This is a genomic window from Leclercia sp. 119287, assembly GCF_009734485.1.
Taxonomy (GTDB): domain Bacteria; phylum Pseudomonadota; class Gammaproteobacteria; order Enterobacterales; family Enterobacteriaceae; genus Enterobacter; species Enterobacter adecarboxylatus_C.
On sequence record NZ_CP046445.1, the window covers coordinates 4,034,900 to 4,053,257 of the forward strand.

At 56.2% G+C, this 18,358-nt stretch carries 20 protein-coding genes; 15 read left to right on the top strand and 5 right to left on the bottom strand.

Features of this window, described 5'->3' with window-relative positions:
- Positions 1-168 precede the first annotated feature (168 nt).
- Entirely contained in the window at positions 169-927 is a 759-nt protein-coding gene (locus GNG27_RS19335; protein ID WP_142487035.1) for a M48 family metallopeptidase, read from the top strand.
- Positions 928-967: 40 nt separating this feature from the next.
- Here the strand turns inward: GNG27_RS19335 and speB are convergent, their stop codons facing one another.
- The 3 genes from speB to yqgB all read right to left on the bottom strand — a co-directional run bounded on the left by speB (position 968) and on the right by yqgB (position 4,197).
- Positions 968-1,888, bottom strand: coding sequence for an agmatinase (gene speB / locus GNG27_RS19340; RefSeq protein WP_142487036.1), 921 nt, complete (start codon positions 1,886-1,888; stop codon positions 968-970).
- A gap of 192 nt (positions 1,889-2,080) precedes the next feature.
- Entirely contained in the window at positions 2,081-4,057 is a 1,977-nt protein-coding gene (gene speA, locus GNG27_RS19345; protein ID WP_142487037.1) for a biosynthetic arginine decarboxylase, read from the bottom strand.
- An 8-nt stretch (positions 4,058-4,065) separates the two neighbouring features.
- Positions 4,066-4,197 (bottom strand): acid stress response protein YqgB, encoded by a 132-nt coding sequence (yqgB, locus tag GNG27_RS19350; protein ID WP_127472193.1) that lies wholly within the window; start codon positions 4,195-4,197, stop codon positions 4,066-4,068.
- Between the two features lie 660 nt (positions 4,198-4,857).
- On the opposite strand from yqgB, the gene metK reads away from it, so the two are divergent.
- The 8 genes from metK (at position 4,858) to ruvX (ending at position 11,933) form a co-directional block, all read left to right on the top strand.
- Complete coding sequence (metK, locus tag GNG27_RS19355) at positions 4,858-6,012, top strand: methionine adenosyltransferase (RefSeq protein WP_142487038.1); 1,155 nt, start codon at positions 4,858-4,860, stop codon at positions 6,010-6,012.
- A gap of 209 nt (positions 6,013-6,221) precedes the next feature.
- Complete coding sequence (locus GNG27_RS19360) at positions 6,222-7,619, top strand: sugar porter family MFS transporter (RefSeq protein ID WP_156264597.1); 1,398 nt, start codon at positions 6,222-6,224, stop codon at positions 7,617-7,619.
- 72 nt (positions 7,620-7,691) lie between these two features.
- Positions 7,692-8,189, top strand: a complete 498-nt coding sequence (locus tag GNG27_RS19365; RefSeq protein WP_156264598.1) for a SprT family zinc-dependent metalloprotease — start codon at positions 7,692-7,694, stop codon at positions 8,187-8,189.
- A 94-nt stretch (positions 8,190-8,283) separates the two neighbouring features.
- A complete protein-coding gene (gene endA / locus GNG27_RS19370) occupies positions 8,284-8,991 on the top strand; it encodes a deoxyribonuclease I (RefSeq protein WP_156264599.1) in 708 nt (235 codons plus the stop codon).
- Positions 8,992-9,102: 111 nt separating this feature from the next.
- Complete coding sequence (gene rsmE, locus GNG27_RS19375) at positions 9,103-9,834, top strand: 16S rRNA (uracil(1498)-N(3))-methyltransferase (protein ID WP_156264600.1); 732 nt, start codon at positions 9,103-9,105, stop codon at positions 9,832-9,834.
- Positions 9,835-9,853: 19 nt separating this feature from the next.
- On the top strand, positions 9,854-10,801 hold the full coding sequence (gshB, locus tag GNG27_RS19380) for a glutathione synthase (protein WP_156264601.1): 948 nt from the start codon (positions 9,854-9,856) through the stop codon (positions 10,799-10,801).
- A 155-nt stretch (positions 10,802-10,956) separates the two neighbouring features.
- Positions 10,957-11,517, top strand: coding sequence for a YqgE/AlgH family protein (locus GNG27_RS19385; protein ID WP_142487043.1), 561 nt, complete (start codon positions 10,957-10,959; stop codon positions 11,515-11,517).
- Entirely contained in the window at positions 11,517-11,933 is a 417-nt protein-coding gene (gene ruvX, locus GNG27_RS19390) for a Holliday junction resolvase RuvX (RefSeq protein ID WP_142487044.1), read from the top strand. Before GNG27_RS19385 ends, ruvX begins: the two co-directional genes overlap by 1 nt.
- A 38-nt stretch (positions 11,934-11,971) precedes the next feature.
- Here ruvX and GNG27_RS19395 read toward each other — a convergent pair whose 3' ends face one another.
- Positions 11,972-12,655 carry an IclR family transcriptional regulator gene (locus tag GNG27_RS19395; protein WP_156264603.1) on the bottom strand — a complete coding sequence of 228 codons (684 nt, stop codon included), beginning with the start codon at positions 12,653-12,655 and terminating at the stop codon, positions 11,972-11,974.
- An 86-nt stretch (positions 12,656-12,741) separates the two neighbouring features.
- Positions 12,742-13,719: a type IV pilus twitching motility protein PilT gene (locus tag GNG27_RS19400; RefSeq protein ID WP_156264604.1), complete on the bottom strand. Its 978-nt coding sequence runs from the start codon at positions 13,717-13,719 to the stop codon at positions 12,742-12,744.
- A gap of 17 nt (positions 13,720-13,736) precedes the next feature.
- Between GNG27_RS19400 and GNG27_RS19405 the strand changes: the two genes are divergently transcribed.
- The 6 genes from GNG27_RS19405 (at position 13,737) to GNG27_RS19430 (ending at position 18,323) form a co-directional block, all read left to right on the top strand.
- Complete coding sequence (locus GNG27_RS19405; protein WP_156264605.1) at positions 13,737-14,438, top strand: YggS family pyridoxal phosphate-dependent enzyme; 702 nt, start codon at positions 13,737-13,739, stop codon at positions 14,436-14,438.
- Positions 14,439-14,459: 21 nt separating this feature from the next.
- Positions 14,460-15,026 (top strand): YggT family protein, encoded by a 567-nt coding sequence (locus GNG27_RS19410; RefSeq protein ID WP_142487048.1) that lies wholly within the window; start codon positions 14,460-14,462, stop codon positions 15,024-15,026.
- Positions 15,023-15,319, top strand: a complete 297-nt coding sequence (gene yggU, locus GNG27_RS19415) for a DUF167 family protein YggU (RefSeq protein WP_103822821.1) — start codon at positions 15,023-15,025, stop codon at positions 15,317-15,319. Before GNG27_RS19410 ends, yggU begins: the two co-directional genes overlap by 4 nt.
- Before the next feature lie 3 nt (positions 15,320-15,322).
- Positions 15,323-15,916 (top strand): XTP/dITP diphosphatase, encoded by a 594-nt coding sequence (locus tag GNG27_RS19420; RefSeq protein WP_142487049.1) that lies wholly within the window; start codon positions 15,323-15,325, stop codon positions 15,914-15,916.
- Positions 15,909-17,045: a radical SAM family heme chaperone HemW gene (gene hemW / locus GNG27_RS19425; RefSeq protein WP_142487050.1), complete on the top strand. Its 1,137-nt coding sequence runs from the start codon at positions 15,909-15,911 to the stop codon at positions 17,043-17,045. The genes GNG27_RS19420 and hemW overlap by 8 nt, the downstream gene beginning before the upstream one ends.
- Before the next feature lie 333 nt (positions 17,046-17,378).
- Entirely contained in the window at positions 17,379-18,323 is a 945-nt protein-coding gene (locus GNG27_RS19430; RefSeq protein WP_370462900.1) for a TRAP transporter substrate-binding protein, read from the top strand.
- The last annotated feature ends 35 nt before the right edge of the window (positions 18,324-18,358 follow it).

The following is an 18,358-nucleotide window of genomic DNA, read 5'->3' on the forward strand; positions in this document are numbered from 1 at the left end:
ACATGGACCATTCTTTTGCCGGTTAAGAAATCTCTGGAACAGGCTCGCACGTTGCGCAATCTTCTCGCCCGCCTCCGTTTATATTCTTTATACTTAGCCATACTCCGGCTTCGCTGCCGTGATGTACTTTCAGAATTTATCGTGTTTAACGAGTGCGGAAGCAACCTAATGAAAATGCGTGCAATAGTGCTGGCTCTGGGAACGACGCTCCTGCTGAGCGGGTGTCAGAATATGGACTCTGGCGGTCTGATGAGCTCCGGGGCAGAGGCTTTTCAGGCCTACTCCCTGAGCGATGCTCAGGTTAAAACATTAAGCGATGAGGCCTGTAAGGAGATGGACGGTAAAGCCACCATCGCGCCGGCAGGCAGCACTTACGCTCAGCGTCTGGATAAGATTGCTTCTGCTCTTGGTGACAACATCAATGGCCAGCCGGTGAACTATAAGGTCTACATGGCTAAAGACGTCAACGCCTTCGCCATGGCCAACGGCTGCATCCGCGTCTACAGCGGGCTGATGGACATGATGAACGACAACGAAGTCGAAGCGGTTATCGGGCATGAAATGGGTCACGTTGCGCTTGGCCACGTGAAGAAAGGGATGCAGGTTGCGCTTGGCACCAACGCCGTTCGCGTGGCGGCAGCGTCTGCCGGCGGCATTGTCGGGAGCCTCTCCCAGTCGCAGCTTGGCGATCTCGGTGAAAAACTGGTCAACTCCCAGTTCTCCCAGCGTCAGGAATCTGAAGCCGATGACTACTCTTACGATCTGTTGCGCAAACGCGGCATCAATCCGTCAGGTTTAGCCACCAGCTTCGAAAAACTGGCCCAGCAGGAAGCGGGGCGTCAAAGCTCAATGTTTGACGATCACCCTGCCTCTGCAGCGCGTGCGCAGCATATTCGCGATCGCATGTCCGCAGACGGCATTAAGTAACCTCGATAAACAGGCCGGGCAACATGTCCCGGCCTCTCTATTATTCGCCTTTTTTCGCCGCCTGGATGTAGAGCATTTCCAGTGCCAGGGTCGCCGCGGCCAGCGCGGTGATCTCGGACTGGTCGTAAGCAGGCGCCACTTCTACCACGTCCATGCCAACGATGTTCAGATCCTTCAGGCCGCGTACCAGCTTAATGGCGCGATCGGAGGTCAGGCCGCCGATCACCGGGGTACCGGTGCCCGGAGCAAAGGCCGGATCCAGGCAGTCGATGTCGAAGGTCAGGTACACCGGCATGTCGCCAACGATCTGCTTCACCTGCGCGATGATGTCATCCACGCCGCGATCGTTCACCTGGCCGGCGTCCAGCACGGTGAAGCCATTGTCTTTATCGAACTCGGTACGAATCCCGATCTGCACCGAGTGATTAGGATCGATCAGGCCTTCGTTCGGCGCGGTGAAGAACATGGTGCCGTGGTCGAATTCGCAGCCGTTCGCGTAGGTGTCGGTATGGGCATCGAAATGCACCAGCGCCATCTTACCGAAGTGCTTCGCGTGGGCGCGCAGCAGCGGCAGGGTCACGAAGTGGTCGCCGCCGAAGGAGAGCATACGCTTACCGGCAGCCAGCAGCTTCTCAGCGTGGGCCTGCAGTTTTTCACTCATTTCACGCGCGTCACCGAAGGCATACACCAGATCGCCGCAGTCAACCACGTTCAGGCGCTCGCGCATGTCGAAGTTCCACGGGAAACGGTTGTGCTCCCAGGCCAGGTTAGTGGAGACCTGACGAATGGCCGCCGGGCCATGACGACCACCGGCACGGCCGGATGTCGCCATATCAAATGGCACCCCGGTGATCACCCAGTCCGCATCGCTCTCATACGGCTGGAAGTTCATCGGAAGGCGTAAAAAACCAAAAGCGTTAGATACCAGGGAGTTATCGTACTGATGTCCTAAAGTGCTCATGTCCTGACCTCTTTATAACGTCGAAGCATTAAAAATAGATGAAAAAAAATCCCCTCCGCGTCGTTAAACCCGACGAGGAAGGGATTGATTTGAATAGTGCCTGTTGCGGCGGATTATCGCCGCTATTTCATACGGGTTCAAGTGAGTATAGCTCGCAGGCCCGGTAAGCGTAGCGCCACCGGGCATCGGCATTTACTCGTCTTCCAGATACGTGTAGCCGTACAGCCCGGCTTCGAACTCTTCCAGGAACTGTTTCTGCAGGGTATCGTCCAGATCGGTCTTTTTCACCTGATCGCGGAACTGGGTCAGCAGCTTGTTCGGATCGAGCTGCACGTACTGCAGCATATCCGCCACGGTGTCACCCTCGTCAGAGAGCTCCACTTCCACGTTGCCGTCAGGGAAGACAAACACGTCTACCGCTTCGGTATCCCCGAACAGGTTGTGCATGTTACCCAGAATCTCCTGATATGCCCCGACCATAAAGAAGCCCAGCATTGGCGGGTTCTCCGGATCGTACTCCGGCATTGGCATGGTGGTGGCGATACCGTCACCGTCGATATAGTGATCGATAGCCCCGTCGGAGTCACAGGTGATATCCAGCAGCACCGCGCGGCGCTCAGGTACCTGATTCAACCCTTCCAGCGGCAGTACCGGGAAGAGCTGATCGATACCCCAGGCATCCGGCATCGACTGGAACAGCGAGAAGTTGACGTACATCTTGTCCGCCATCCGCTCCTGCAGCTCGTCGATAATCGGACGGTGTGCGCGGTTGCTCGGATCGAGCTGTTTCTGCACTTCATGGCACATGTTCAGATACAGCTGCTCGGCCCAGGCACGCTCCTGCAGGCTGTATGTACCGGATGAATAACCAGTGTGAATATCGTGCAGGTCCATCTGGCTGTCGTGCAGCCACTCACGCAGGGAACGGCGGGTGCCCGGCTCGTGCATCTCAATCCAGGTTTCCCACATGCTTTGCAGCGCGCGCGGTGCATCGTCTTCCGGCGGGGTCGCTTCGGTGTATTCGTTGCGCTCAACGCCAATGATGTTAGACACCAGTACCGTGTGGTGCGCGGTAACCGCACGACCGGACTCGGTGATCACCGTCGGGTGCGGCAGACCGTTCTCTTCACAGGCATCGCCAATCGCCCAGATGATGTTGTTGGCATATTCGTTCAGGCCGTAGTTCACCGAGCAGTCGGACTTCGAGCGGGTCCCTTCATAGTCCACGCCCAGGCCGCCACCTACGTCGAAGCACTGGATGTTCACGCCCAGCTTGTGCAGCTCCACGTAGAAACGGGCCGACTCACGCACGCCGGTGGCGATATCGCGGATGTTGGCCATCTGGGAACCGAGGTGGAAGTGCAGGAGCTGAATGCTGTCCAGACGACCACGCTCACGCATGATTTCGACCAGCTGCAGAACCTGGTTCGCCGCGAGGCCGAATTTGGATTTTTCGCCGCCGGAGGACTGCCATTTACCGGAACCCTGCGAGGCCAGACGCGCACGCACGCCAAGGCGTGGCACCACGTTCAGACGCTCGGCCTCTTCCAGCACGATATTAATTTCGGACATCTTCTCGATGACCAGATAGACCTTGTGGCCCATCTTCTCGCCGATCAGCGCCAGACGAATGTATTCACGGTCTTTATAGCCGTTACAGACGATCACCGAGCGGGTCATGCCGGCATGGGCCAGTACCGCCATCAGCTCTGCTTTGGAGCCGGCTTCCAGCCCAAGCGGTTCGCCGGAGTGAATTAAGGATTCGATAACGCGACGATGCTGGTTCACCTTGATTGGATAGACCAGGAAATAGTCGCCGTTGTAGCCGTAAGATTCTCGCGCGCGTTTGAAGGCGGCGTTGATGGAACGCAGACGGTGTTGCAGGATCTGCGGGAAGCAGAACAGTGCAGGCAGACGCTGCCCCTGCGCTTCACGCGCTTTCACCAGTTTGGCGAGATCGACGCGCGCTTCCGGTACGTCAGGATCCGGGCAAACGCTGATGTGGCCCAGTTCGTTGACGTCGTAGTAGTTATTGCCCCACCAGGCAATATTGTAAGTGCGCAGCATCTTGCTGGCTTCCTGGGAGCTCATCGCAACCTCCTGCATAGAACGTAGTACACCCTGTTCGCCTGCTGACGAAGGCGAAAACGAAGACATGTCGTCAGACATAGCGAACCTCAACTCTTACTATTCAGTGTAAAACAGTTGACTACTATCGCAGCGTCAATCTGCGATAACAACCCATTATCCGACCGGATTTCCAGCACAGAATGCTGAAAGCCGGGGCGTGCGACCGGTTTCTTATTCATATCATTGTAAAACACGTATCCGAACTCTGTATGACAAGGTCCGGCGAAACCACGAGAAAACTCTTGTATTTACAAGAGCGCCCTTGTTCAGACTTCACAAAGCGTAGTGCCTGCCCTGGAATCCTGAGAAGCGCCGAGATGGGTATAACATCGGCAGGTTTGCAGATTAGAAATGCGAATGGCGGGGAACATGTTCCGGCCTGAAAGGCAGAACTGACTAAGCGGAAAACGACGGTTCATTATCTCGTATCACCTCCACGCAAGCTTAAGCAAACCCGCGACAAGTTAAAGCTAAAAGTTCACTGCTTTACCCGGCTGGAAGTGGCGACACGAAGAATCGTCGTGTGCTTTTTTGTATGAGCCGCGCGCCGCGTTTTATACCGACAAGACAGGGAAAATGCAAAATATAAATGTGCGCATTGCCAGGACCGTCAGCAAAAATTTCCAGTCGGGTTTTCAATGGCGTGCGCATGGATTCAAAAAAAACTGGAAATGGGGCTAAGAAGTGACCTAAAATAGCCATCCAGATGTTAATCCATCCATACTGATTAACACTCAGACTGCCAGTGTCATCATCTGCAAGTCCTGGTGGAAAACCCTGCCACGGCTATCCCACACGACAGTTTGAGCTAAACAAATTCTCCTTAGGTAAATTAAAACATGGCAAAACACCTGTTTACGTCCGAGTCCGTATCAGAAGGACATCCTGATAAAATTGCTGACCAAATCTCTGATGCAGTGCTGGATGCGATCCTCGAGCAGGATCCAAAAGCGCGCGTCGCCTGTGAGACCTATGTCAAAACCGGCATGGTAATGGTTGGCGGTGAAATCACCACCAGTGCATGGGTTGATATCGAAGAGATCACCCGTAACACCGTGCGTGAAATCGGCTATGTGCATTCTGATATGGGCTTTGATGCCAACTCGTGCGCCGTACTGAGCGCCATCGGCAAACAGTCCCCGGACATCAACCAGGGCGTTGACCGTGCCGATCCGCTTGAGCAGGGCGCGGGCGATCAGGGCCTGATGTTTGGCTACGCCACCAACGAAACCGACGTGCTGATGCCAGCGCCAATCACCTATGCTCACCGTCTGGTGCAGCGTCAGGCTGAAGTGCGTAAAAACGGCACCCTGCCGTGGCTGCGTCCGGATGCGAAAAGCCAGGTGACCTTCCAGTACGACGACGGCAAAATTGTCGGCATCGACGCGGTGGTTCTGTCCACGCAGCACGCTGAAGATATCGACCAGAAATCCCTGCAGGAAGCGGTGATGGAAGAGATCATCAAGCCGGTTCTGCCGACCGAGTGGCTGAACGCCTCTACCAAATACTTCATCAACCCAACGGGCCGCTTTGTTATCGGTGGACCAATGGGCGACTGCGGTCTAACCGGTCGTAAGATCATCGTTGATACCTACGGCGGCATGGCGCGTCACGGTGGCGGCGCCTTCTCCGGTAAGGATCCGTCTAAAGTAGACCGTTCCGCAGCCTATGCAGCACGTTATGTTGCGAAAAACATCGTTGCTGCGGGTCTGGCTGACCGCTGTGAGATCCAGGTCTCCTACGCCATCGGCGTGGCGGAACCTACCTCCATCATGGTTGAAACCTTTGGTACCGAAAAAGTGCCTTCAGAGCAGCTGACCCTGCTGGTGCGCGAGTTCTTCGACCTGCGTCCATACGGCCTGATCCAGATGCTGGATCTGCTGCACCCAATCTACAAAGAAACCGCCGCTTACGGTCACTTTGGTCGCGAACATTTCCCATGGGAAAAAACCGACAAAGCCGCCCAGCTGCGTGACGCTGCCGGTCTGAAATAATCGACTGACAGCGTTTCTGAAAGGCCAGCCCCGTGCTGGCCTTTCTGTTTTCTGCTACATAACGCCCTCCATGAAATCGCTTACATCCAGATAAAATCAGCCTCCTTTCGGAATACTCTCTTTGTCACACCTCCCCCTCTGACATACTTTTACTGTTTCCTAATCAAATCTTTACATTGATGAAACAGCTAAGCCAAATGGAGGGCAAAATGCCTGACAATAAAAAACAGGGGCGGACGTCCAACAAGACGATGACGTTCTTCGTCTGCTTCCTTGCCGCCCTGGCAGGATTACTTTTCGGTCTTGATATCGGCGTCATTGCCGGGGCCTTACCGTTCATAACGGATGAATTCCAGATCAACTCCCACACCCAGGAGTGGGTGGTGAGCTCGATGATGTTCGGTGCGGCGGTCGGCGCGGTCGGCAGCGGCTGGCTCTCCTTCAAGCTCGGGCGTAAAAAGAGCCTGATGATTGGTGCCATTCTGTTTGTCGCCGGTTCTCTCTTTTCCGCAGCGGCCCCTAACGTGGAAGTGCTGATTGTCTCCCGCGTGCTGCTGGGCCTGGCGGTAGGCGTCGCCTCTTACACCGCCCCGCTTTACCTGTCTGAGATCGCGCCGGAGAAAATTCGCGGCAGCATGATCTCCATGTATCAGCTGATGATCACCATCGGTATTCTCGGGGCCTACCTGTCCGATACCGCGTTCAGCTACAGCGGCGCATGGCGCTGGATGCTGGGGGTAATTATTATCCCGGCGATCCTGCTGCTGATCGGCGTCTTCTTCCTCCCTGACAGCCCGCGCTGGTTTGCGGCCAAACGGCGCTTTAACGATGCGGAGCGCGTGCTGCTGCGCCTGCGCGATACCAGTGAAGAAGCGAAACGCGAGCTGGAAGAGATCCGCGAAAGCCTGAAGGTCAAACAGAGTGGCTGGGCGCTGTTCAAAGAGAACAGCAACTTCCGCCGGGCGGTGTTCCTTGGCGTGCTGCTGCAGGTGATGCAGCAGTTCACCGGGATGAACGTCATCATGTATTACGCGCCAAAAATCTTTGAGCTGGCGGGGTACAGCAACACCACCGAGCAGATGTGGGGCACGGTGATCGTCGGTCTGACCAACGTGCTGGCGACCTTTATCGCCATCGGTCTGGTGGATCGCTGGGGCCGTAAACCGACGCTGACGCTGGGCTTCCTGGTCATGGCCGTTGGTATGGGCGTGCTGGGCACGATGCTGCATGTCGGTATCGAATCCTCAGCCATGCAGTACGTAGCCGTCGGGATGCTGCTGATGTTTATCGTTGGTTTTGCAATGAGCGCAGGCCCGCTGATCTGGGTGCTGTGTTCCGAGATCCAGCCGTTGAAAGGACGCGATTTCGGCATCACCTGCTCCACCGCCACTAACTGGATCGCCAACATGATCGTCGGCGCAACCTTCCTGACCATGCTCGATACCCTGGGCAATGCCAATACCTTCTGGGTGTACGGCGGTCTGAACGTGGTGTTTATCGTACTGACGCTGTGGCTGGTTCCTGAAACCAAACATGTGTCGCTGGAACGTATTGAACGTAACCTGATGAAAGGTCGTCCGCTACGCGAAATCGGCGCTCACGACTGATCCTTCCGGCTTCCTCCCGTCCGGGAGGAAGCCGCTTGCACCGCCCCGCTACAGGCTCTATGCTCTGCCGTTATGAAAACACCCCGTCTCCCCATTGCGCTCCAGCAAGCCGCTATGCGCAGCCTGCGTGACAGCCTGGCGCAGGCCAACCTTAAGCTCGCCCGGAACTACCCTGAACCGAAACTGGTCTGGCAGCAGCGCGGCACCGCAGCCGGCACCGCCTGGCTGGACGCGTATGAGATCCGCCTCAACCCGGTTCTGATGCTGGAAAACCAGCAGGCTTTTATCGACGAAGTGATCCCGCATGAGCTGGCGCACCTGTTGGTGTGGAAGCATTTTGGCCGCGTGGCGCCCCACGGCAAAGAGTGGAAATGGATGATGGAAGCGGTGCTGGGCGTTCCAGCTCGTCGCACGCACCAGTTCGAGCTTGATTCAGTACGGCGCAATACCTTCCCTTACCGCTGCCAGTGCCAGCAGCACCAGCTCACCGTGCGTCGCCATAACCGGGTGGTGCGCGGCGAAGCCACCTACCGCTGCGTGAAGTGCGGCGAACCCCTTATTGCGGAGTAAGCGGCAGAATTATCAGGAACATTCCTGATCTACCTGATTGCATACAGGAACAACTTTCGTTACGTTGCGGGCTCGTTTTGACACGGAGTTCACGATGTCCCGTAATTTCTCTCTCGCGGTCGCGTTTCTGACGACCGCGTTCTCAGGCCATGCGCTGGCCGAAGGTATCCACAGCTTTTCTCAGGCAAAAGCCGCAGGCGTGAAGGTCAATGCTGACGTCGCGGGCGATTTTTACTGTGGCTGCAAAATTAACTGGCAGGGCAAAAAAGGGGTCGTGGATCTGGCCTCCTGCGGCTACAAAGTGCGTAAAAATGAGAACCGCGCCAGCCGTATCGAATGGGAACATGTGGTCCCGGCCTGGCAGTTTGGCCACCAGCGTCAGTGCTGGCAGGATGGCGGGCGTAAAAACTGCGCCAAAGACCCGGTCTATCGCCAGATAGAGAGCGATATGCATAACCTGCAACCCGCCGTGGGCGAAGTGAATGGCGATCGCGGCAACTTTATGTACAGCCAGTGGAACGGCGGTGAAGGCCAGTATGGTCAGTGTGCGATGAAGGTGGATTTCAAAGAGAAGCTCGCCGAACCGCCAGCCCGCGCCCGGGGCAGCATCGCCCGCACCTACTTCTATATGCGCGATCGCTATGACCTCAATCTCTCCCGCCAGCAAACCCAGCTCTTTAACGCCTGGGATAAACTCTATCCGGTGACCGCCTGGGAGTGCCAGCGCGATGAGCGCATTGCCAAAGTGCAGGGGAATCACAACCCGTACGTCCAGCGCGCTTGCCAGGCGCAAAAGAGCTAACCTACACTAGCGGCAATTGTTTCTTTGCGTACCCCTCACTCTCCCCCTCTTCCCACAGGAAAGAGGGGGCAGAATGTGCAAGGGACTCAGCTCTTGATGGACTTCTTAACTATGCGTGTTCCTCGTATTTATCATCCCGAAATGATTGCCGCAGGCAGTAAAATTGCCCTCTCTGAAGAGGCGGCCAACCACGTTGGCCGCGTGCTGCGCATGGGCGCAGGTCAGGCGATTCAGCTGTTTGATGGTTCAAACCAAGTGTTTGAGGCACAAATCACCCGCGCCGATAAAAAAAGCGTGCAGGTGAGTATCTTGCGTGGCGAAATCGACGATCGTGAATCGCCGCTGCATATTCACTTAGGCCAGGTGATGTCGCGCGGCGAAAAAATGGAATTCACTATCCAGAAATCGATCGAACTGGGTGTAAGCCTCATTACGCCACTTTTTTCTGAACGCTGCGGCGTTAAACTGGATGCTGAACGTCTGAATAAGAAGCTCCAGCAGTGGCAGAAGATCGCCGTTGCCGCCTGTGAACAGTGTGGCCGCAATCGCGTCCCGGAGATCCGCCCGGCAATGGATCTTGAAGCCTGGTGTGCGGAAGAGGAACAGGGTCTGAAGCTCAACCTGCATCCTCGCGCCAGCGCCAGCATCAACACCCTGCCGCTGCCGGTTGAACGCGTGCGGCTGCTGATTGGCCCGGAAGGAGGCCTGTCGGCGGATGAGATCGCCATGACCGCACGCTACCAGTTTACTGATATTCTGTTGGGACCCCGCGTTCTGCGTACTGAGACCACCGCGCTAACCGCCATTACGGCCCTGCAGGTGCGTTTTGGCGATTTAGGTTGAAGCATTAACGGAGAAGACAATGATTAAGCTCGGCATCGTGATGGATCCCATCACAAGCATCAATATCAAGAAAGATTCCAGCTTCGCTATGCTGCTGGAAGCGCAACGTCGCGGTTATCAGCTCCACTATATGGAGATGAGCGACCTGTATCTGATTAACGGCGAAGCCCGTGCGCGCACCCGCATCGTCAACGTCGAGCAGAATTACGATAAATGGTACGAATTCGGCTCCGAGCAGGATCTGCCCCTCGCCGAACTCGACGTCATCCTGATGCGTAAAGATCCGCCGTTCGACACCGAATACATCTACTGCACCTATATCCTTGAGCGTGCAGAAGAGAAAGGGACGCTGATCGTCAACAAACCGCAGAGCCTGCGCGACTGCAACGAGAAGCTCTACACCGCCTGGTTCTCCGACCTGACGCCAGAGACGCTGGTGACGCGCAGCAAAACGCAGCTGAAAGCCTTCTGGCAGAAACACGGCGATATCATCCTGAAACCGCTGGACGGCATGGGCGGTGCGTCTATCTTCCGCGTTAAAGAGGGCGACCCGAACCTCGGCGTGATCGCCGAAACCCTGACCGAGCATGGCTCCCGCTACTGCATGGCGCAGAACTATATCCCGGCGATTGTCGACGGCGACAAGCGCGTGCTGGTGGTGGATGGTGAGCCGGTGCCGTACTGCCTGGCGCGTATCCCTCAGGGCGGCGAAACCCGTGGTAACCTGGCGGCCGGTGGCCGTGGCGAACCGCGTCCGCTGACCGAAAGCGACTGGGAAATTGCCCGCCGCGTCGGCCCGATGTTAAAAGCCAAAGGGCTGATCTTTGTTGGCCTCGACATCATTGGCGATCGCCTGACGGAAGTGAACGTTACCAGCCCGACCTGTATTCGCGAAATCGAAGCCGTGTTCCCGGTATCTATTACCGGCATGCTGATGGATGCGATCGAAAAACGTCTGAAGCAGTAATAGTCCCAAAATTTATACACACAGCCATTCATGCTGCATCAAGGCGCAGCCGTTGCCTCGGCAGCGTGCAGGGTGAAGTGTATAGTGACAGTGTCGGGTTTTGTCCGCATACTGGATGCTGTCGCTTTTTAAACCAGGAAACAGAACCTCTGACAATGAATTTACAGCATCACTTTCTGATTGCCATGCCTGCTCTCCAGGATCCGATTTTCCGTCGTGCGGTCGTTTACATCTGCGAGTACAGCGAAGATGGCGCGATGGGTATTATCATAAATAAACCGCTGGAAAATCTGTCTGTTGAAGGCATTCTGGACAAATTAAAAATTTCCCAGGACGAACGAGTTCCAGAAATTCGTCTCGACAAACCGGTGATGCTGGGCGGCCCGCTGGCGGAAGATCGCGGCTTTATTCTGCATACGCCGCCAGGTTTTTCCTCCAGTATCCGTATCTCTGACAACACCGTGATCACCACCTCCCGCGACGTGCTGGAAACCCTGGGCACGGAAAAGCAGCCAGCCGATGTGCTGGTGGCGCTTGGCTACTCCTCATGGGAAAAAGGCCAGCTTGAGCAGGAGATCCTGGATAACGCCTGGCTGACGGCCCCGGCAGATTTAAATATCCTGTTTAAAACGCCTATCGCCGATCGCTGGCGTGATGCGGCTAAGCTGATTGGCATTGATATCCAGACCATGCCTGGCGTAGCGGGGCATGCCTGATGAGCGGCACGCTTCTCGCGTTTGATTTCGGCACCAAAAGTATCGGCGTGGCGATCGGCCAGCGCATCACCGGCACCGCCCGTCCGCTAACGGCGCTGAAGGCGCAAAACGGCACGCCGGACTGGAACCTGATTGAGCGTCTGCTGAAAGAGTGGCAGCCGGAGGTAGTGATTGTCGGGCTGCCGCTGAATATGGATGGCACCGAACAGCCATTGACTGCACGCGCACGCAATTTTGCCAATAAAATCCATGGCCGTTTTGGCGTGGCGATTAAGCTGCACGATGAACGACTGAGCACGGTAGAAGCCCGCGCCGGCCTCTTTGAGCACGGCGGTTTTCGCGCGCTCACTAAAGGCAGCGTCGATTCCGCCTCGGCGGTGATTATCCTCGAAAGCTTCTTCGAGCAGGGTTACTGATCCCCTTCCCTTTGCCCGGTACGCCGGGCAAATACCCCTTACTCTTCCAGCAACGTGGCGTTGAGCGCCGTCAGCTCAGCCAGACGCGTGCGGACATGCTCATCCTCAACATTCCACATACCGGCAAAGGCCAGCGCGGCATGATGCACGCCCACGGGTATAGCCATCGACACTTCGCCGTCATCATGGTGCCAGACCACATGCCCCTGCTGACGCTGCTGCGCCACATGCGGGGCAAGGTTTTGCCACTGCTCGGGCGTAAAGCGCGGTATCAGCGCCTCGTCCGTCTCACTCGCCAGCAGCGACATGCCTATCACTGATTGCCAGGCAGGCAGCATGTGGAAACCGGCCAGCGCCTGGGTGGTCTGGCTGCCGGGCACGGAGTGCCAGATATAGATCACCTGATCCTCCCACAGCACGCCCAGCGCCACCACGATATCGCGTGGCGCATTGCGTTCCAGCCGGGGCAAGGCGCGGGAGAAGAGCTCGGAGCCGCGAATTGACTGGGCCGCCAGGGCGCCGGGACCAGGCAGGTAGCGTCGGTGCTCGTCTTGCATGGTCAGGCCAATAGAGGCCATGGTCATCAGCAAACGGTTCACACGGGTGGTGTTGATCCCCATTAGCCGCGCAAGTTCACGACAGCCGATGGCGCGGCCGCTGGAAACCAGATATTGCAGACAGCGAATGCCGTCGATAAGACTTTGGTTCGGTTGTGATGACATAGCCGCTTTCAAGGTGTGCAATCAGAGGCTCGATTTTACCGCCCATGCAGAAGGATACAAGGCCGCGAAATTCATTCTCTGCCGTATTAAAGCCGCCCCTGTGCCCTGCGTTCAGCACGGCTCTGCTCAAAGTTCTGCATCCCTGCCTGCAACCCGGTCTGGATCACCCCGGGCAGTTGCCAGGTTTTACCTTCGCGGATCAAATTGGCCGCCGCAGGGGTGTTAACCAGGAGCTCGAACAGCGCGACGCGCCCCTGCTGGTTATCCCTTTCGAGCTTTTGCGCCAGCACCGCCCGCAGGCTGCCAGCCAGCTGCTTACGTACCGGCTCTTTCTCCTCGGCCGGGAAGGCATCCACCAGCCGCTCTATCGCCTGGGCGGCCCCCCGGGTATGCAGGGTCGCCAGCACCAGATGTCCGGTCTCTGCGGCGGTGAGCGCAAGGCGGATCGTTTCGCTGTCGCGCAGTTCGCCTAACAGGATCACGTCAGGATCTTCACGCAGCGCAGCCCGAAGCCCATCGGCAAAAGAGGGGCAATGCAGGCCAATCTCCCGCTGCTGCACCAGACAACGCTTGCTCTGATGGATAAACTCCACCGGATCTTCCAGGGTCAGGATATGCCCGTCGCTGTGGTGATTGAGAAAGTCGACCATGGCCGCAAGCGTGGTGGATTTACCGCTGCCGGTGGCCCCGGTTACCAGAATCAGCCCGTTATCGCTGGTGAGCAGCTCGGGGATCGCTCGCGGCGTGTCCAGGGTACACAGCTGAGGGCACTTTTCGGGCAACAGCCGGAGCGCCAGCGAACACCCTTGCGTATGGGCGAAGGCGCTGGCCCGCAGCCGGTGGTGCTCCAGTGTAACGGCAAAGTCCACCTGCCCCTGGGCGCACCATGCCCCCTGCTGTTCGTCGCTGAGCCAGCGTTTGAGCAGCATCACCACATCCGGCCCCGGAAAAGGGGCGAATTCCATTTCCCCTCGCCGCCGCCAGCGCGGTGGTGCGTTACTGCACAGGTGTAGATCCGACACGTTATGCTTTACACTAAGGGCCACAATTTCTTCCATATCCATTTAATGATCCTCGGAAAATGAACGACATTGCGCATAACCTGGCACAGGTCAGGGACAAAATCTCAGCCGCGGCAACAGTTTGCGGCCGTAGTTCAGAAGAAGTTACGTTGCTTGCAGTCAGTAAAACCAAGCCTGCGAGCGCCATCGCAGAAGCGATCGATGCAGGCCAGCGCATGTTCGGTGAAAACTACGTGCAGGAAGGGGTGGAAAAAATCCGCCATTTCCGGGAAAAAGGCACCGCGGATCTGCAGTGGCACTTTATCGGGCCATTACAGTCGAACAAAAGCCGGCTGGTGGCGGAGCATTTTGACTGGTGTCATACGGTGGATCGTCTGCGTATCGCCAGCCGTCTGAGCGAGCAGCGCCCGGCAGAGATGCCACCGCTTAACGTGCTGATTCAAATCAACATTAGCGATGAAAACAGCAAGTCAGGTATTGCTCTGGAGGAACTGGAACAACTGGCGGATCAGGTGGCGATGCTGCCTGGCCTCAGGCTTCGCGGGTTAATGGCGATCCCGGCCCCGGAGTCAGATTACGACAGGCAGTTTGCCGTCGCCCGGCAAATGGCTGTAGCATTTGAGGCGCTTAAAACACGCTTCCCAACGGTCGACACGCTTTCACTGGGCATGACGGACGATATGGCTGCCGCGATTGCGGCTGGCAGCACCATGGTGCGCATCGGCACAGCAATTTTCGGTGCGCGCGATTACACCCAATAATAAGGAAACCTGAGGAACGCCATGAAGACGTTGACCTTCCTGCTCTCAACCGTCATTGAACTGTATACGATGGTGCTTTTGTTGCGCGTCTGGATGCAGTGGGCCCGTTGTGATTTTTACAACCCCTTCTCACAGTTTGTCGTCAAAGTGACCCAGCCGATTATCGGGCCGCTGCGCCGGGTGATCCCGCCGATGGGCCCGATTGACAGCGCCTCTCTGCTGGTGGCGCTGATTTTGTGCGTGGTAAAAGCGATCGTGCTGTTTATGGTCATCACCTTCCAGCCGATCATCTGGATCGCGGCGGTGTTGATCCTGCTAAAAACGATCGGCCTGCTGGTGTTCTGGGTGCTAATGGTGATGGCGATCATGAGCTGGGTCAGCCGTGGTCGTAGCCCGGTAGAATATTCCCTTATTCAGCTTACCGAGCCGCTGCTGCGCCCGATCCGTAACCTGCTGCCTGCCATGGGCGGGATCGACTTCTCCCCGATGATCCTCGTGCTGCTGCTGTACGTGATCAACATGGGTATCGCTGAACTGCTGCAGTCCACGGGCAACATCCTGCTGCCGGGGCTGTGGATGGCGTTATGAGTGCTGTCAGCACCTGCGCCGACGGGCTGGTTTTACGGCTGTATATTCAGCCGAAAGCCAGCCGCGACACTATCATCGGGCTGCATGGCGACGAAGTAAAAGTCGCCATCACCGCCCCTCCTGTGGATGGCCAGGCCAATGCCCATCTGGTGAAGTATCTGGCAAAACAGTTTCGCGTCGCGAAAAGCCAGGTGCTGATCGAGAAGGGTGAACTGGGCCGCCACAAGCAGGTCAAAATTCTTAATCCGCAACAAATCCCGACGGAAGTCGCGGCTCTGATACAACAGGATTAACACATGCAAAAAGTTGTTCTCGCTACCGGTAATGCCGGTAAGGTGCGCGAGCTGGCCTCGCTGTTAAATGATTTCGGTCTGGATGTGGTCGCGCAGACCGAGCTGGGCGTGGACTCGGCCGAAGAAACCGGCCTGACCTTTATCGAAAATGCCATTCTGAAGGCGCGCCATGCGGCGCAGGTGACCGGTCTGCCGGCCATTGCCGATGACTCCGGTCTGGCGGTGGACGTGCTGGGCGGTGCGCCAGGGATCTACTCCGCCCGCTATTCCGGCGTCGATGCCAGCGATCGGCAGAACCTCGAAAAGCTGCTGGACGCGCTCAAGGATGTACCGGATGAGCAGCGCCAGGCGCAGTTCCACTGCGTGCTGGTCTATATGCGACATGCCGAGGATCCTACCCCGATTGTCTGCCACGGCAGCTGGCCGGGTGTCATCGCCCGCGAGGCGGCAGGCAACGGCGGTTTTGGCTACGATCCGATTTTCTTTGTCCCGACCGAGGGCAAAACCGCTGCGGAACTGACCCGCGAAGAGAAAAGCGCGATCTCCCATCGTGGGCGCGCACTGAAACTGTTACTGGAAGCGTTACGTAATGGCTAATTTGCCACCTCTGAGCCTTTATATTCACATCCCGTGGTGCGTGCAGAAATGCCCGTACTGCGATTTCAATTCGCATGCGCTGAAAGGCGAAGTGCCTCATGACGATTACGTTCAGCATCTGCTTGCCGATCTGGACGCCGACGTAGCTTACGCGCAGGGACGTGAAGTTAAGACTATCTTCATTGGTGGCGGTACGCCGAGCCTGCTCTCGGGCCCGGCGATGCAGACGCTGCTGGATGGCGTGCGTGCGCGCCTCAATCTGGCAGCGGATGCAGAAATTACCATGGAGGCCAATCCGGGTACGGTTGAGGCCGATCGTTTTGTCGAGTATCAGCGTGCCGGGGTAAACCGGATCTCCATTGGCGTACAGAGCTTCAGCGAGCCGAAGTTAAAGCGTCTGGGGCGTATTCATGGCCCGGGTGAGGCAAAGCGCGCTGCACATCTGGCGACCGGGCTGGGCCTGCGCAGCTTTAACCTCGACCTGATGCACGGCCTGCCGGATCAGTCCCTGGAAGAAGCGCTGGACGATCTACGCCAGGCCATCGAACTGAACCCGCCGCATCTCTCCTGGTATCAGCTGACCATTGAGCCGAACACGCTGTTTGGTTCGCGCCCGCCGGTGCTGCCTGATGATGACGCGCTGTGGGATATTTTCGAGCAGGGCCATAGGCTTTTGACCGCCGCCGGGTATCAGCAGTACGAAACCTCGGCCTACGCAAAGCCGGGCTACCAGTGTCAGCACAACCTGAACTACTGGCGTTTTGGCGACTACCTGGGGATTGGCTGCGGTGCCCACGGCAAAGTGACCTTCCCGGACGGTCGCATTCTGCGAACCGCCAAAACGCGCCATCCGCGTGGCTATATGGAAGGGCGCTATCTGGAGCGCAGCCATGACGTCGAGGCCGAAGATAAGCCGTTTGAGTTCTTTATGAACCGCTTCCGTCTGCTGGAAGCCGCGCCGCGCGCGGAGTTTGCGTTGTATACCGGGTTACCTGAAACGGTGATTCGTCCTCAGCTGGATGAAGCCATCGCCAAAGGTTATCTGACCGAGTGCGAACACGACTGGCAGATCACTCAGCAGGGTAAATTGTTTCTCAATTCCCTGCTGGAGCTGTTCCTTGCTGAGTAATTTTCGATGCGCCTTCGGGCGCATTATTCATATATATCGGTAAAACCGACTATCCTGCACGATATTTTAATTATAACCGGGCGCCTGCCGGATATTATTACTAAAACCATTAATCTCTCTCGTTTTATTTCTCCAATCCAGCGCACATTTTAATAATAAAGCACTACCCCAGCTGAAAATTGTGATTATGATTGCGCCAGATGTACGACAACTTTGTAAATCTGTCATACAAATAAGAGCATCGCGTAACGGAATTCATTCTGACATCTTTTAGCATGGAGCTTAATAATGGAAAAAAGAACGCATCTATTTTTATTGTTATGGGCCTTTCTGATGACCTTATTCACTTTTCCTGCCAGCGCAGCAGAGAGAGTGACCTTTAAACTCGCACATAACCTTGAACGCAGCCACGTCGTCCATCGCGCATTCGAAGCCCTGGCGAAAGATGTACACCAGTTATCCGGCGGCAAAATGACCGTGCGGATATATCCCAGCAGTCAAATGGGGAATGCCCGTGAAACAATGGAGCTCCTACAAAATGGCGCGCTGGATATGACCAAAGGATCGGCCAGTGATTTGGAATCCTTTGACAATATTTATGCTATTTATAATTTACCTTTCTTATTTAACGATCAGCAGCATTTTAATTCCGTTGTATTTGGCGAGATCGGCAAAGATATTATGGAATCCACTAAAGAGAGAGGCTTCTTTGCTTTATCCGCTTATGTCGCGGGTACCCGAAGTTTCTATGCTAAAAAACCCATTACTAAACCGGCGGATCTGAAGGGCCTCAAAATTCGTGTTCAGCCAAGCCCAACCACGATCAAAATGGTGGAGCTAATGGGCGGCTCGCCAACCCCGGTCTCCTTCGGCGAAGTCTATACCGCCATGCAGCAGGGTGTGGTTGACGGGGCGGAAAATAACGTTCCGTCATGGGTACAAACGCGCCATATTGAAATCGCTAAGGTGTTCTCTGAGGATGAACATGCAGCTATCCCGGACTTTCTGGTTATCGCCACCAAAACCTGGAATGCCCTGACAGCTGAACAACAACACATTCTGGCGACAGCCGCCCTTAACTCTCAGACCTATCAGCAAAAACTGTGGGAGCAGATTGATGCCGATACCCGCGCTCAGGCAAAAGCGATGGGTGGTGAAATCGTTAAAGTGGATAAAGCCCCTTTCCGCGCCGCAGTTCAGCCGCTGTTCGATGATTTCAAAAAAGATCCCAAACAAGCCGCCCTGCTGGCGAAGTTTGAAAACGCTGCGAAGCAGTAATTTTTCACAGGGTCTGTTCAGACCCTGTTTTAACG

Bases quoted from the DNA above. Each gene is read 5' to 3' on its own strand.
- GNG27_RS19335 (WP_142487035.1), top strand. From the start codon at position 169: ATGAAAATGCGTGCAATAGTGCTGGCTCTGGGAACGACGCTCCTGCTG.
- speB (WP_142487036.1), bottom strand. From the start codon at position 1,888: ATGAGCACTTTAGGACATCAGTACGATAACTCCCTGGTATCTAACGCT.
- speA (WP_142487037.1), bottom strand. From the start codon at position 4,057: ATGTCTGACGACATGTCTTCGTTTTCGCCTTCGTCAGCAGGCGAACAG.
- yqgB (WP_127472193.1), bottom strand. From the start codon at position 4,197: ATGAATAAGAAACCGGTCGCACGCCCCGGCTTTCAGCATTCTGTGCTG.
- metK (WP_142487038.1), top strand. From the start codon at position 4,858: ATGGCAAAACACCTGTTTACGTCCGAGTCCGTATCAGAAGGACATCCT.
- GNG27_RS19360 (WP_156264597.1), top strand. From the start codon at position 6,222: ATGCCTGACAATAAAAAACAGGGGCGGACGTCCAACAAGACGATGACG.
- GNG27_RS19365 (WP_156264598.1), top strand. From the start codon at position 7,692: ATGAAAACACCCCGTCTCCCCATTGCGCTCCAGCAAGCCGCTATGCGC.
- endA (WP_156264599.1), top strand. From the start codon at position 8,284: ATGTCCCGTAATTTCTCTCTCGCGGTCGCGTTTCTGACGACCGCGTTC.
- rsmE (WP_156264600.1), top strand. From the start codon at position 9,103: ATGCGTGTTCCTCGTATTTATCATCCCGAAATGATTGCCGCAGGCAGT.
- gshB (WP_156264601.1), top strand. From the start codon at position 9,854: ATGATTAAGCTCGGCATCGTGATGGATCCCATCACAAGCATCAATATC.
- GNG27_RS19385 (WP_142487043.1), top strand. From the start codon at position 10,957: ATGAATTTACAGCATCACTTTCTGATTGCCATGCCTGCTCTCCAGGAT.
- ruvX (WP_142487044.1), top strand. From the start codon at position 11,517: ATGAGCGGCACGCTTCTCGCGTTTGATTTCGGCACCAAAAGTATCGGC.
- GNG27_RS19395 (WP_156264603.1), bottom strand. From the start codon at position 12,655: ATGTCATCACAACCGAACCAAAGTCTTATCGACGGCATTCGCTGTCTG.
- GNG27_RS19400 (WP_156264604.1), bottom strand. From the start codon at position 13,719: ATGGATATGGAAGAAATTGTGGCCCTTAGTGTAAAGCATAACGTGTCG.
- GNG27_RS19405 (WP_156264605.1), top strand. From the start codon at position 13,737: ATGAACGACATTGCGCATAACCTGGCACAGGTCAGGGACAAAATCTCA.
- GNG27_RS19410 (WP_142487048.1), top strand. From the start codon at position 14,460: ATGAAGACGTTGACCTTCCTGCTCTCAACCGTCATTGAACTGTATACG.
- yggU (WP_103822821.1), top strand. From the start codon at position 15,023: ATGAGTGCTGTCAGCACCTGCGCCGACGGGCTGGTTTTACGGCTGTAT.
- GNG27_RS19420 (WP_142487049.1), top strand. From the start codon at position 15,323: ATGCAAAAAGTTGTTCTCGCTACCGGTAATGCCGGTAAGGTGCGCGAG.
- hemW (WP_142487050.1), top strand. From the start codon at position 15,909: ATGGCTAATTTGCCACCTCTGAGCCTTTATATTCACATCCCGTGGTGC.
- GNG27_RS19430 (WP_370462900.1), top strand. From the start codon at position 17,379: ATGACCTTATTCACTTTTCCTGCCAGCGCAGCAGAGAGAGTGACCTTT.